At 66.7% G+C, this 13,778-nt stretch carries 12 protein-coding genes; 3 read left to right on the forward strand and 9 right to left on the reverse strand.

Annotated features, from left to right (window positions below; translation table 11 throughout):
- Positions 1–2 precede the first annotated feature (2 nt).
- From VFW04_14365 to VFW04_14400, 8 genes are all read right to left on the reverse strand, one after another.
- Positions 3–482, reverse strand: a complete 480-nt coding sequence (locus VFW04_14365; protein ID HEX5180517.1) for an SUF system NifU family Fe-S cluster assembly protein — start codon at positions 480–482, stop codon at positions 3–5.
- The gene (locus VFW04_14370) at positions 469–1,686 is read right to left on the reverse strand and encodes a cysteine desulfurase (protein ID HEX5180518.1); all 1,218 of its coding nucleotides are present in this window, start codon (positions 1,684–1,686) and stop codon (positions 469–471) included. Before VFW04_14370 ends, VFW04_14365 begins: the two co-directional genes overlap by 14 nt.
- Positions 1,686–2,024, reverse strand: coding sequence for a non-heme iron oxygenase ferredoxin subunit (locus VFW04_14375; protein HEX5180519.1), 339 nt, complete (start codon positions 2,022–2,024; stop codon positions 1,686–1,688). The genes VFW04_14370 and VFW04_14375 overlap by 1 nt, the downstream gene beginning before the upstream one ends.
- Positions 2,021–3,358 carry a Fe-S cluster assembly protein SufD gene (sufD, locus tag VFW04_14380; protein HEX5180520.1) on the reverse strand — a complete coding sequence of 446 codons (1,338 nt, stop codon included), beginning with the start codon at positions 3,356–3,358 and terminating at the stop codon, positions 2,021–2,023. The genes VFW04_14375 and sufD overlap by 4 nt, the downstream gene beginning before the upstream one ends.
- Positions 3,355–4,116 (reverse strand): Fe-S cluster assembly ATPase SufC, encoded by a 762-nt coding sequence (gene sufC / locus VFW04_14385; protein HEX5180521.1) that lies wholly within the window; start codon positions 4,114–4,116, stop codon positions 3,355–3,357. The genes sufD and sufC overlap by 4 nt, the downstream gene beginning before the upstream one ends.
- A 41-nt stretch (positions 4,117–4,157) precedes the next feature.
- Positions 4,158–5,594: a Fe-S cluster assembly protein SufB gene (gene sufB, locus VFW04_14390; protein HEX5180522.1), complete on the reverse strand. Its 1,437-nt coding sequence runs from the start codon at positions 5,592–5,594 to the stop codon at positions 4,158–4,160.
- Positions 5,594–6,298, reverse strand: a complete 705-nt coding sequence (locus tag VFW04_14395) for a helix-turn-helix domain-containing protein (protein HEX5180523.1) — start codon at positions 6,296–6,298, stop codon at positions 5,594–5,596. The genes sufB and VFW04_14395 overlap by 1 nt, the downstream gene beginning before the upstream one ends.
- 104 nt (positions 6,299–6,402) lie before the next feature.
- A complete protein-coding gene (locus VFW04_14400; protein HEX5180524.1) occupies positions 6,403–7,224 on the reverse strand; it encodes an FHA domain-containing protein in 822 nt (273 codons plus the stop codon).
- A gap of 386 nt (positions 7,225–7,610) precedes the next feature.
- Between VFW04_14400 and VFW04_14405 the strand changes: the two genes are divergently transcribed.
- The 3 genes from VFW04_14405 (at position 7,611) to VFW04_14415 (ending at position 10,502) form a co-directional block, all read left to right on the forward strand.
- The gene (locus tag VFW04_14405; protein ID HEX5180525.1) at positions 7,611–8,714 is read left to right on the forward strand and encodes a hypothetical protein; all 1,104 of its coding nucleotides are present in this window, start codon (positions 7,611–7,613) and stop codon (positions 8,712–8,714) included.
- An 88-nt stretch (positions 8,715–8,802) separates the two neighbouring features.
- Positions 8,803–10,182 carry a phosphomethylpyrimidine synthase ThiC gene (thiC, locus tag VFW04_14410; protein ID HEX5180526.1) on the forward strand — a complete coding sequence of 460 codons (1,380 nt, stop codon included), beginning with the start codon at positions 8,803–8,805 and terminating at the stop codon, positions 10,180–10,182.
- A 5-nt stretch (positions 10,183–10,187) separates the two neighbouring features.
- Positions 10,188–10,502: a YhbY family RNA-binding protein gene (locus VFW04_14415; protein HEX5180527.1), complete on the forward strand. Its 315-nt coding sequence runs from the start codon at positions 10,188–10,190 to the stop codon at positions 10,500–10,502.
- Here VFW04_14415 and VFW04_14420 read toward each other — a convergent pair.
- Positions 10,496–13,660 carry a hypothetical protein gene (locus tag VFW04_14420; GenBank protein ID HEX5180528.1) on the reverse strand — a complete coding sequence of 1,055 codons (3,165 nt, stop codon included), beginning with the start codon at positions 13,658–13,660 and terminating at the stop codon, positions 10,496–10,498. The two genes, VFW04_14415 and VFW04_14420, sit on opposite strands and share 7 nt — an antisense overlap.
- Positions 13,661–13,778 lie beyond the last annotated feature (118 nt).

Here is a 13,778-nt window from a genome sequence, read left to right on the forward strand (position 1 = left end):
GCTCAGGGCCGCGAGGCCAGCGCCTCGGCGAGCGTGTCCCACGCCAGGAGCGCACACGGGTGGCGCACCGGCAGCCGCGCCACGCCCGACAGCGCCCGCAAATCGCCGAGGGATTCGTCCGCCGCGCCTTCCTCGCCGTGCACCATGCGCGTGAATCGATCCAGGATCTCGGCGGCTTCGGCTCTGGTCTTGCCCTTGAGCCGCTGCGTGAGCATCGACGCTGATGCTTGTGAGATCGCGCATCCCTCGCCCGTGAAGCGCACGTCACGCAGCGTGTCCCCGTCGAATTGCAGCTGCAGATCGATCACGTCGCCGCAGAGCGGGTTCTTCTTGCGCAGCGAGACGTCGGGGTGCTCGAGCTTTCCGCGGTTGCGCGGACGCCGATAGTGATCGAGGATCAGCTCCTGGTACAGGGCGGAGATGTTCGCGCGGCGCGCGTCCTGTGCGTTGGGCCCGCGGCCCTGGTCGTCAGGCACCGACACGACTGAACATCTCCCGGGCCGCCATGACGCCGTTCACCAGTGCGTCGACGTCGGCATCGTCGTTGTACAGGTAAAACGAGGCGCGTGCGGTGGCGCTGACACCGAGCCGCCGCATGAGCGGCTGCGCGCAATGGTGGCCGGCACGAATGCAGACGTGATACGAATCCAAGATGGTCGCCAGATCGTGGGGGTGCACATCTCCTACGTTGAAGCTGAGCACACCGCTGCGATGCTCCGGCGCCGGGCCGTAGATGCGCACACCCTCGATCGCAGCCAGCCGCCGGTACGCCGAGCCGACGAGGCCGCGCTCGTGGGCCCGCACGGCGTCCATGCCGATGCGCTGCAGCAGGTCGGCTGCCGCGGCGAGTCCCACCGCGCCGGCTGCGTTAGGCGTGCCCGCCTCGAACTTGTGCGGCAGTCGGTTCCACGTGCTGCGGTCGTCTTCCACGAATTCGATCATGTCGCCGCCCGTCATGTACGGCGGCATCGCGTCGAGCAGATCGCGGCGCCCAACGAGCACGCCGATGCCCATCGGCCCGAGCATCTTGTGTCCGCTCGCGGCGAAGAAGTCCACGCCCAGGTCGTCGACGCATACCGAAAGGTGCGGCGCCGCCTGCGCACCGTCACACACCGCGATCGCTCCGACGCCATGCGCCAGATCCACGATCTCGCGGACCGGCGCGATCGTGCCCAACACGTTGGAGACGTACGGGAACGCAACGACGCTGGTGCGCGATCCGAGCAGCGCGCGCAGGCGATCGAGGTCGATCGAGCCATCGGGCTCGAGCTCGCAGATGCGCAGCCGTGCCTTCTTCTCGAGCGCCAGCTGCTGCCACGGGACGAAGTTCGCGTGGTGTTCGGCGGCCGTCACGACGATCTCGTCGCCGGCGCCGACGTTCGCGCGACCCCATGACGATGCCACGAGGTTGAGCGATTCCGTGGTGCCGCGCGTGAAGATCACGCAATCGCTGTCGCGCACGCCGAGGAACGCGGCGACGCGGGCGCGCGCATCGTGATACCGCTGCGTGGCGCGCACCGAGAGCTCGTACGCGCCCCGATGCGGATTCGCGTTGTCGTTCTCATAGAACGCCCGGATCGCATCCAGTACGACGCGCGGCTTCTGCGTCGTGGCGGCCGAATCCAGATAGACGAGCCGTGGCGACGCCGCGAGCAGCGGAAATTCGGATCGGGGCAGGGCGCGCATCACCGAATGCGGGCTCCAACCCAGATCGCATCCTGCTCGATGCGCACTTGGTACACCGGCAACGCGTCGATCGCCGGAAAGCGCTTCACGGCGCCCGTGCGGCAGTCGTACCGCGCGCCGTGCCACGCGCACTCGATGATGCCGCCCGGAAGCAGCGCGCCGTCGGACATCGCAAACTCCTGATGGGTGCACACATTGCCTAACGCATGAATCTCGCCGTCCGTGTTCACGAGGCACACCCGTTCGCCGGTCGAGAGCGTCACGCCCTTGAGCGTTCCAGGCGGCAGCTCGTCCACGTCGGCGACGCGCTCGAGCGCCGGTCGCGCGGCGGAGCTCACGATGCCGCGACCGCCCCCGCTCCCGCGAAACGGCGCAGCGTGAGCGCCTCGAGCTCGGCGCGGACTTCCGCCACGCCGACCGCCTCGATCACGCCCGCCGCGAACGCATAGGTGAGCAGCTTCCGCGCCTGCTCGGCGCCGATGCCGCGGCTCTTCATGTAGAAGAGCGCCATTTCATCCAGCCGCCCAACGGTGGCGCCGTGCGTGCACTTGACGTCGTCGGCGAAAATCTCGAGCTGCGGCTTGGTATCGATGCGCGCCTGCGCCGAGAGAAGCAGGTTGTTGTTCTCCTGCTTGCCGTCGGTTTTCTGCGCCTCCGGCCTAACGAACACCTGGCCGTTGAACACCCCGTGCGACGAGCCATCCAGGATACCCTTGTAGACTTCCCGGCTGAACGTGTTCGGGCTCGCGTGCTCGATGCGCGTCTGCTGATCGACGTGCTGTGCGCCGTCCAACAGGTAGAGGCCGTGCAGCGTCGCGCCGCTGCCTTCGCCGGCGAGCAGCGTATAAACGTTGGTGCGCGCGAGCTCGCCGCCCGCGGCATACGAGAACGACACGAGGTGGCTGTCGCGCCCCTGGTGCGCCTGCAGCGTACCCACGTGGAACGCGCGCTCGCTCTCGGTTTGCAGCTTCAAGTGCGCCAGCGTTGCACCCTCGCCGAGGACTGCTTCGGTGACCGCGTTCGTGAAATACCCGTTGGCGCCGCCCAACGACACATAGCTCTCGATCACCGTGGCCCTGGCATGATGCCCGGCGACGATGAGCGTCCTGACGTGCGATGCCGAGCCGGCCGCTTCCGGCGTCGACACGAAGACCAAATGGATGGGCGTCTCGAGCTCTACGTTGGGCGCGAGCTGGATCAGCGCGCCATCGCGCATGAACGCCGTGTTGAGCGCCGTGAACGCCGTCCGCTGGTAGTCCGCCACCTTGCCGACGTGCCGCTCGAGCACTTCCGGCTGCTCTCGCCAGGCCCGCGCGAGGTCGGTGACCGTGACGCCCGCGGGACGAGCCGCACCGCTCGACAATGCCGCGTCGTATCGCCCGTTCACGAACACCAGCCGGATCCAATCCGGCCGCGCGAAGGTGAACGGCTCGACGTCGGCCGCTGCGAGCCTAACGGAGCGCGCCGGACCTCCCGGCAGCGCCCGGAACGTGCCGTCGGCGATGGGCGCGACGCTCGTGAAGTGCCAATCTTCGTTCTTCGGCGTCGGGAAGCCGAGCGCCGCAAAGCGATCGATCGCTGCGCGCCTAAGCGGCAGCAGCCACGACGGTCCGCTCCCGCCGCCGTTCGCTGCGAAGTCCTCGAACTCGCGCAGCAACACCGGAGCGGTCACGCCACTGCCTCCGCCGGCGTTTCGATCCAATCGTAGCCCTTGTCCTCGAGCTCGAGCGCCAGCTCCTTGCCGCCGGACTTCACGATGCGTCCCGCGGACAACACGTGCACGAAGTCCGGCACGATGTGGTTGAGCAGCCGCTGGTAGTGCGTCACCACGATGGTCGCGTTGTCCGGGCGACGCAGCTTGTTCACGCCCTCGGCAACAATCCGTAAGGCGTCGATGTCGAGGCCCGAATCGGTCTCGTCGAGGATCGCGAGACGCGGCCGCAGCACGGCCATCTGGAGAATCTCGTTGCGCTTTTTCTCGCCGCCCGAAAACCCGGCGTTCACGCTGCGGTTGAGCATGGATGGCTCCATGTCCACCAACGCGAGATTCTTCTCCATGATGTCGAGGAACTCGAGCGGGTCGACCTCCTCCTGGCCGTGCGCCTTACGAATTTCGTTGTACGCCGAGCGCAGGAAGTACGCGTTGGACACGCCGGGAATCTCGACCGGATACTGGAACGCCATGAAGAGCCCGGCGTGAGCACGCTCTTCGGGCTGCATCGCGAGCAGATCGTTTCCATCGAGCGTCGCGCTGCCGCCGGTAACCTCGTACACCGGATTGCCGGCGAGCACCTGCGCGAGCGTGCTCTTGCCCGAGCCGTTCGGGCCCATGACCGCGTGCACTTCGCCCGCGTTCACGTGCAGCGTGATGCCCTTGAGGATGTCCGCGCCTCCGCCGACCCTGGCCTGCAAATTTCGAATATCGAGCACGATGTCCGTTCCCCGAGTGATGTGGCCGCGAACCGCGGCGCCTAACCGACGCTGCCTTCCAGCGTGATGCCCAGGAGCTGCTGCGCCTCGAGCGCAAACTCCATCGGCAGCTCCTTGAACACGTCCTTGCAGAACCCGGCGACGATCATCGATACCGCGTTCTCCTTGGAGATGCCGCGCTGCTGCAGATAGAAGATCTGGTCCTCGCCGATCTTCGACGTGGATGCCTCGTGCTCCACCTGCGCCGTGTCGTTACCGACTTCGATGTACGGAAACGTGTGCGCGCCGCAGCGGTTGCCGATGAGCATCGAGTCGCACTGCGTGTAATTGCGCGCGCCGGCTGCCTTGGGGCCGACGTATACGCGGCCGCGATAGCTGTTGTTGCCCTGGCCCGCCGAAATGCCCTTGGACACGATCGTCGAGCGTGTGTTGCGTCCCAGGTGCAGCATCTTGGTGCCGGTGTCCGCCTGTTGGTGGTGATTGACCACGGCCACCGAGTAGAACTCGCCCACCGAGTTGTCGCCCTGCAGAATGACACTCGGATACTTCCAGGTGATCGCCGATCCGGTTTCGACCTGTGTCCAGGAGATCTTCGAATTGGCGCCGGCGCATTTGCCGCGCTTGGTGACGAAGTTGAAGATCCCGCCGCGTCCTTCCTCGTCGCCGGCGTACCAGTTCTGCACGGTGGAGTACTTGACGGTGGCGTTTTCGTGCGCGACGAGCTCGACGACGGCCGCGTGCAGCTGATGTGTCGACCGCTTGGGCGCCGTGCAGCCTTCCAGATAGCTCACGTACGCGCCCTTGTCCGCGATGATCAGCGTGCGCTCGAACTGTCCCGTGTTCTCGGCGTTGATCCGGAAATACGTGGACAACTCCATGGGGCAGCGCACACCGGGTGGCACGTAGACGAACGAGCCGTCGGAGAACACCGCCGAGTTGAGCGACGCGTAGAAGTTGTCGCTGTACGGCACGACGGAGCCGAGGTACTTGCGCACGAGATCCGAATGCTCGCGCACGGCTTCGCCCAGCGAACAGAAGATGATGCCTAACTTGGCCAGCTGGTCGCGGTACGTGGTGCCCACGGAGACGCTGTCGAACACCGCGTCCACCGCCACTCCGGCCAGGATCTGCTGCTCCTTGAGCGGGATGCCGAGCTTGTCGTAGGTCTCGCGGAGCCTGGGGTCGACTTCGTCCAGGCTGCCTAACGGCTTGCGCGTCTTGGGCGCCGAATAGTACACCTGGTCCTGATAGCTGATCGGCTCGTAGCGGACGTTGCCCCAATGCGGCTCGCGCATCGTGGTCCAGCGGCGATACGCCTTGAGCCGCCACTCCAGCAGCCACTCCGGCTCCAGCTTCTTGGCGGAAATCGCTCGCACGGTGTCCTCGCCGAGGCCCGCCGCGATCGTGTCCGCGTCGATGTCGGTGACGAAGCCGAACTTGTATTCCCGATTGACCAGGTTCTCGATCGAGCTGCTCATCACGTCTCCTTGGTCCGAACGGCGCCGGGTTCCCGGAATCGCACGCTGTATTCGCAGGCGCCGCAGCCGTTCAGGATGTGCGACACGCGGTCCACCGATGCATCGAGTGTGCGCGACAGAAACCGACGCTCGGCGTCGCAGATCTCCGGAAATCGCTCGGCCACGGCCAGCAGGGCACAGTTGTGCGACACGACATCGGTCGAGTCGGGCGTTTGATGCCACTCAGTCATGAAGCCTTCGTGTGCCATGGCGCGACTCACGATCTCGAGGCGATGCTCCGCCGACGCCTGACTCAGCTCCGGTTCCAAGCGCTCGGCGATCGTCTCGAACTGCGACTCGAGCATCGAAACCGCGGCATCGCGGCCGTCGCGCTGGGCGACCTGATCGAGCAATTGCAGCAGCGTGCCCTGATAGCGCCGGGGGAACAGCGCCTCGCCCCGCTCCGTTAGGCGGTAGGCGAATGCCGGCGCGCCCACACCCCGCCGCTCGCGGTCGTACTCGACGAGCTGCTCCGACTCGAGCTCTTTGAGATGATGCCGCACGGCGTTGAGCGACACGTCCAGCCGCTGCGCCAGATCGGCCGCCGTCAGGCGGGGTGCCGCGGCGGGCGCTCGTTTGAGCTCGATGAGAATCGCTGCCCGCGTCCCCTTGGGGCCGCCGGCAGCGAGTTGTAGATCGTGGTGCAGCACGACGTCACTCCACACTCGGTCTTGCAATCCTAAGTGAAGTACTCGGGATTGTCAAGATAATGTGGCAATTTTGGTCTGAATTATAACCTATTGATGCCGCGTAGCTTAGCCGCTCTTTCCTAGCGCTTGAGCGCCATGATCGCGACGAGGAGCACGACGACGGCACACAGGCCGATCAGCCACGGGACGAGGGGATTGCGCGGGCGCTTTACGCCTTTCGTGTACTTGCGCGACTCGTTGGTCACCACGCGGTCCAGGAGCACGGTGTTCCGGCGGCTGAACGAGTCGTCGGCGTGATCCTCGAACTGGACGAGGCTGATGCCCGGGGGCAGAGGACGGCGCGTAAACGTGAACGTGGTGTCGCCAATGGTGATGCGGTCTCCCTCGACGAGCATGCGCGGCGTGCTTACGGGCGCCTCGTTGACGCGTGTGCCCGTGGAGCCCATCGAGTAGATCACGAACTGTCCGCCTTCCGACTTCACGTCGGAATGGAAGCGCGAGACGGTCGGGTCTTTAAGCACGATGCTGCAGCCGATCTCGCGTCCGATCTGGACGACGCGTTTCCGAAGGGCGTACGCGCGGCGCGACGACGAGTCGATCAAATAGGATGCTGCCGGCTCGCTGAGCGCTTCGGGGCGCGGCGAATCTTTGTCCTGGAGGAAGACGAAGCGCGCGGAACCTGCGGCGATCACGTCGCCGGAGCTGAGCGTTGCGCCCTCCGTCGGCGCCTGGGCGTCGTTGAGGACGACAATGTTTTGCGCCGAGGCGGGGACGACGCGCGCGCCGTCCGGTTGTGTCTGAACGCGAAAGTGACGCGCTGCGAGATCACGGCCCGTGAGGCGCCAGGTAGCTTGCGAGCCGCTGCCTATGATCAGCTCACCATTCAGCTCGCGCGGGTTGTCCTCGAGGTCGGGAACGCCTTCGAGCTCAAGAAACGGCATCGGCGAATCTCCAGTCGACAGTCTTCATATGCGGTGTTCGTTGCGTGATGTTCGACGTCCTGATATACCCACGAAGGATGGCGGAGCATCACGCGATTGCACACCGGCCACGTCACGGCGGCCCCATCAGGCGGGACAGCGGTGTCCGCGACCAAACCTCGCGTCAAAGCAACCTGGCCGCGGTAGACGGCTCAGGTGCCGCGCCAGTGCGGGCAGTCCGCATCGTATTAACGCTCGATCGGACGGCGTGGCAACATTGGCGGTGCGGCCGTTCAGGATAGTGGGGCGGTGGCGTTGAGGTTCGTGGTGTCCGCTCGCATTTTCCATGACAATCGAGCGTCAGCGCGCGCTCTTTTTGTCCTTTCTGCCGGACATCTGTGGCGGTCTTGAGCACATCCCGTTTTTCAATCCGCGTTCGCTACCAGTGCTCCCGCCTTCTGTTGTCGGGCTCGGTGGTGCTGCTCATCGCGTGCGGCGGCGGCGAAAAGAAACCGCCGGTGCATGGGACGGCCGATTCGGTTGCCGTCGACAGCACGACGTTCGCGGACACGCTGTCGTCCGACACGGGCGTCGATACGGCGGGCCAGAACGCGACGGCAACCGTGCACGTCGAAGATACGGCGCGCGTCCGCGGTGCGGGGATCGAGCAGATTGGACAACTGCCGCCGCTCGCCGACTCGATCGCCAACCAGATGACGTTCATGGCGACGTTTCAGTCGACGTTCGTGGCTGCATCTCGGGCGAAGCATCTTCTGTTAGACATCGGGCGCGTAGACGCCAAATTGAAAGGGAAGGCGCGTCTGGCGGCGTATCGTGCGGCGGTCGAGCAGCTCTCGCCGGTGAAAGTGGGCGACCATTTTCTGCTGCGCGGTCCGTGGGGCTCGAGCGATGCGAGCGTGACGGGCTTCGATCAGTGGCACGGCCGCATCGTGGCCACGCTCCAGGTGCCGCCTAACGTCGACAGTCTGGCGCGCGAGAAGCAGACGGTTGTGGCCGTGGCGGTGCGCGAGGACAGCGCGGCGGCGCCGACCGTGGACAGCTGTGCGCATCGGGGGCCGGTGGATTCGACGATGCTCGCGCGGGCCGCGGCCGTGCGCGATTCGCTCATGCTCCTCCTGCAAGGCGATACGGCGCACATGCCGCCCGACGTCCTCAAGGGGCGCAAGCTGACCTCGTCGCAGATTTACGGATGCTTCGGCGCGGCGCACGTGTTGCTGTTCGCGAACTACGCGGCCGACGTGAACCGGTACACGCGCGAATTCGCGGTGCTCATCGACACGACCGGCCGGGTGGTGCCGCTGCGCGTGGCCGACGTGCGCTTCCGCGTCCACGACGCGATTCGCGCGCTCGACGTGGATGGGGACGGCATCGACGACGTGTCCGCGATCGGGCGAGGGGAGCTGACGGGCGGAACGGTGCTGCTTCGGCTCGACCTGGCGAAGAAGCGACTGACGTACGTGATGAGCGGGTTTGCCTGGGAAGACTTTTAGGGCGCGCACGCCGAGGGAATCGACGCGCGTCGCTTCCCTCGGTTCATCGGCGATCTAAGTTCAATAAATCAGACGTCTGGAGACCGACATGAGTTCGTACAGCACGCAAATGGCCGCGGCGCGGAAGGGCGAGATCACCGATGCGATGCGGGTGGTAGCTCGGCGCGAGGGATTGGACGTCGAGACCGTGCGCAGCGAAGTTGCGCGCGGCCGGTTGATCATTCCGGCGAACGTTAGGCATCTGGCCGGCAGGCTCGAGCCGATGGCCATCGGGAAGGTCGCGGGCGTGAAGATCAATGCGAACATCGGCAATTCCGCCGTGACATCGTCGATCGAGGAAGAGCTCGAGAAGCTGCGTCTCGCCGTGCGCTACGGCGCAGACACCGTGATGGATCTGTCGACGGGCAAGGACATCGACCTGGTGCGCGAGGCGATCATCGGCGCGTCGACCGTCCCGATCGGGACGGTGCCCATCTATCAGTCCGTGCTGATGGGGAAGGAGCTCGAGGAGCTGACCGCGAACGATCTGCTCGACGTCATCGAGCACCAGGCGCAGCAGGGCGTGGACTACATGACGATCCACGCCGGGATCTTGCTCGAGCATCTGCCGCTGGTGTACGGCCGCGTGACGGGGATCGTGAGTCGCGGCGGCTCGTTGCACGCCGTGTGGATGATGCACCATCGCAAGCAGAACCCGTTGTACGAGCGGTACGACGACCTGCTCGAGATCCTCCGCGCCTACGACGTCACGATTTCGTTAGGCGACTCGCTGCGGCCCGGGTCGGTGCACGACGCGAGCGACCGGGCGCAGTTCGCCGAGCTCGAGACGCTGGGCGAATTGACCAAGCGCGCCTGGGCGCGCGACGTCCAGGTGATGGTGGAAGGGCCGGGCCACATCCCGATGCACCAGATCGAAATGAACGTGCGCAAGCAGAAGGAGATCTGTCTCGAGGCGCCGTTCTACACGCTCGGTCCGCTCGTGACGGACATCGCGCCCGGGTACGACCACATCACGAGCGCGATCGGCGCGGCGATGATCGGCTGGTACGGCGCCGACATGCTCTGCTACGTCACGCCCAAGGAGCACCTGGGGTTGCCCAACGCCGAGGACGTGCGCCAGGGCGTGATCGCCTACAAGATCGCCGCGCACGCGGCCGACATCGCGCGCGGCCGCGCCGGCGCACGCGACCGCGACGATGCGCTGTCTCGCGCGCGGTACGCGTTCGACTGGAACGAGCAGTTCCGGCTGTCGCTCGATCCGGAGCGGGCGCGAGAGTACCACGACGAGACGCTGCCGGCCGAGTACTTCAAGAGCGCCGAATTCTGCGCGATGTGCGGACCCAAGTTCTGCTCGATGCACCATTCGCGCACGATCGACGAAGGGATCGCGCAGCTGGCGCGGGAGCGCGGCCTAACTGACGACGCGCCGGCGGCGGTGGAGGAAGCGGCGGCCGCCGCGGGCCGCTGACCGCGGTGGCCCTTTCCTCCCGCGAGCGCGCCGCGCTGCGCGCGGAAGCCAACCATCTCGATCCGACGGTCTCCGTCGGGGCGGGCGGCATCACGCCCGCGATCGTGCAATCGCTCGAGGACGCCTTTCGCTCGCGGGAGCTGGTGAAAGTTCACGTTGGCCGGACCGCGAACCTCGCGGCGCGCGACGTGGCCACAGACCTCGCGGGCGCCGCGCACGCCGAGGTGGTGCAGGTGATCGGACACACTACCACGCTATTCCGCCTGAATCCCGAGCTGCGCGCCCGCCGGGCGAAACGCGCCGCTCGAGACGCTCAATGATGCGTCGTATCCGCCGGTAGGTTGAGCTGGCGGATCGAACCGCGCTGGAGCCGGCCCTCGAGCGCGGTCACTTGCTTGGTCTTGATCTGCTGCCACCGAGCGACTGCGGCGTCGACCCGGCGCTCCAGCTCCGGCACGGCCGCCGCGGCTTGCGTGGTCGGATCGGCATCGGCGCTTTCCAGCACGTCGAGCACCGCCAGCAGGTCGCCGTTCAGCCGCACCAGATCGTCTCCGTTAGGCGAGCCGGCACGGTGCTCGCCGGCGAGCGCGGCGAGGCTGTCATCGACGACGGACATCATCCTCGACTTGACGCCGGCGGTATCCGACTGGCTCTTCCGCAACGACGCCAGCCGCGCGCGCAGCGCGCGCACCTGCGCCAGCGCCGCGTATTCGCGGTGCATGGCGCTGGTGATGCGCAGGGCGAGCGCGAGCTGGTGCGCGAGGCCGGCCGGCGGCGTCGCCACGCGCGGGTCCAGGCGCACCTCCAGCGGTTCGCTCAGCGTGCGGCCGCCGACCGCGAGGCGCACGGTGTACCGGCCCGGAACCACAGTCGGGCCTAACGGATAGCGCGGGGTGTCGTGCACGATCGCGGAGATCGGGTAGTCGTGCTGCAAGGCATCCGGCGGCGGATAGTGCAGATTCCACACGAAGCGATGCATGCCGGGCTCCGCGGACAACGGCTGGAAGGGCTTCACCCAGTAGGCGGGCACGTTGAGCTCGGAGTCGGGCGGCGGCGCGACATCGGCGCTCGAGAACCGCCGCACCAGCGCGCCGTGCGCATCGAGTATCTCGAGCGTCACTGCGTTAGGCGATGAGCCCTGGCCGATCCAGTAGTCGATGATCGCGCCGTCGGGCGGATTCCTGCCCGCGGGCTCCTCCGGCGGCAAGGGCGTGTCGGTGTTCGCATCCCGCCGCACGCGATAGGCTGGCGCCGGCGTGAAGAGGAACGCGGGCGATGCGGCCACGCGGGCATCGAGCTGTCTCAGGCGCGCGATGTCGTCGAGGATCCAGAACGACCGGCCGTGCGTGGCGATGACGAGATCGTTGTCGTGCACGATGAGGTCGCGAATGGAGGTCGCCGGCATGCCTAACCGCAGCGACTGCCAGTGCGCGCCATCGTCGAAGGAGACGTAAACGGCGTGCTCCGTCCCGGCGTACAGGAGGCCGCGCCGCAGCGGATCCTCGCGCACGACGTTCACCGGCTCGTCGTCCGGAATGCCCGTGGTGATGGCGTGCCACGTCTTCCCGCCGTCGTGCGTGCGATAGATGTAGGGATGCAGGTCGTCCACCCGAAGCCGCGACACCGACGCGTACGCCGATGCGCTGTCGAAGTGCGAGGCGTCGATCTGCGTGACCTTGCTCCACGCTTCCATGCCCGGCGGCGTGACATTGCGCCAATGCGCGCCGCCATCGCGCGTCACCTGAATCAGACCGTCGTCGGTGCCGATCCAGATGAGATGCGCGTCGCGCGCCGACGGCGCGATCGAGTAGATCACGCCGCGGTGGGGGTGCTGCCCCGCCTGTTGGGCATAGACGCCGAGGCTGGCCGGCACGCCGGGATCGGAACGCGTCAGATCCGGGCTGATCACCGTCCAGCTGCGGCCTCCGTTAGTCGTCTTGAACAACACCTGCGCGGCGAAATAGAGCACGTGCGGATCGGCCGGCGAAAAGATGATCGGCGCCGTGCGGTCGAACCGGTACGCACCGGAGCGCAGTACCACCGGCCCGACGTCCTGCACCTGGCCCGTGGTCTCGTCGTAGCGCGTCACCTTTCCGCCGTAGATGATTCCCGGGTGCAGCGGGTCGGGAACGGCGTAGCCGTACTCCTCGACACCCACGGGATGCCAATCGCGGAACGTGATCTGGCCGTCGTTGCCGCGACTCGAGACGCCGGCCGACCCGCTTTCCTGCTGCCCGCCGTACACGCGATACGGGAAGCGATTGTCCGCGGCGACATGGAACATCTGCCCGGTGGGCTGGTTGTACCACGAGCTCCAGGTCTCGCCGCCGTTGACCGAGATGGTCGCGCCCTGGTCGCTGCCTAACAGAATGATCTTCGGGTTGTCGGGGTTGATCCAGATGCGGTGGTAGTCGTCGCCGCCGGGCGCGCCCTTGATCGCGGTGAAGGTGTGGCCGCCATCGGTCGAGCGGTACGTCGACGTATTCGCGACGTAGATCTCATCGGAGTTGGTCGGATCGACTTGGACTTCGGCGAAGTCGTCGCCGCGGCCGTACACGCGCTCTTCGCCGTTCACACGGGTCCACGTCGCGCCGGCGTCGTCGGAGCGGTACACGCCGCCTAACTTTGGCGGCGCCTGCACCATCGCGTACACCCGCCGGCCATCGCTCGGCGCCACGGCGATGCCGATGCGGCCGAGGCCCTGCGCCGGCGTCGGGAGCCCGGTGGAGAGCTGGGTCCACGTCGCGCCGCCGTCGACCGACTTGTACAATCCGCTGCCTTGCCCGGCGTACGCATTGTCGTACTCCCACGGCCCCTGCCGCGCGGCCCAGAGGACGGCGTACACCACCTGCGCGTTGGCCGGATCGAACGCCAGCGCCACCGCGCCCGTGTTCTCATCCTTGAACAGCACGCGTTCGAAGGTGGCGCCCCCGTCGGTCGAGCGATATACGCCGCGCTCTGCGTTAGGCCCGTACGGATGGCCGAGCACCGCGACGAAGAGGCGGTCGGCATCGCGTGGGTCCACCAGAATCGCCGCCGTCTGCTGGCCGCCGCGGAGGCCGGCCAGATGGGTCCACGTGCGGCCGCCGTCCGTCGACTTGTACATCCCGTCGCCGATCGACAGATCGGGCCGTTGCAACCCTTCGCCGCTGCCTACATAAATGATGGCGGGATCGGATGGCGCCACAGCCAGCGCGCCGATCGATCCGACGGGTTCCCGATCGAAGATCGGCGTCCACACACGGCCGTAGTCGGTGCTCTTCCAGACGCCGCCATCGGTCGCGGCGACGTAGAACACGTTCGGTTGTCCGCGGACGCCCGTCGAGGCCACGGTGCGGCCGCCGCGATGTGGGCCGATCATGCGCCATTGGAGGCCGGCGAACATCGTCGAATCGAATTGTTGGGCGTGCGCGATCGATGGAGCGCAGGCAACGACGAGCGATGCGCCGAGCAGTGCGACGCGGAAGCGCGATGGCATGGAGGATCGGGACGCGGTCACGGGATGGAGACGGGCGAGCAGAAAGCAGACAACGCGGGCACGTCGCGCGCAAGATCTACGCGGCGCGATGGGTCGGCGCCATCGTTGATCACCACCG

This window comes from Gemmatimonadaceae bacterium, assembly GCA_036273715.1.
GTDB lineage: Bacteria > Gemmatimonadota > Gemmatimonadetes > Gemmatimonadales > Gemmatimonadaceae > JADGGM01.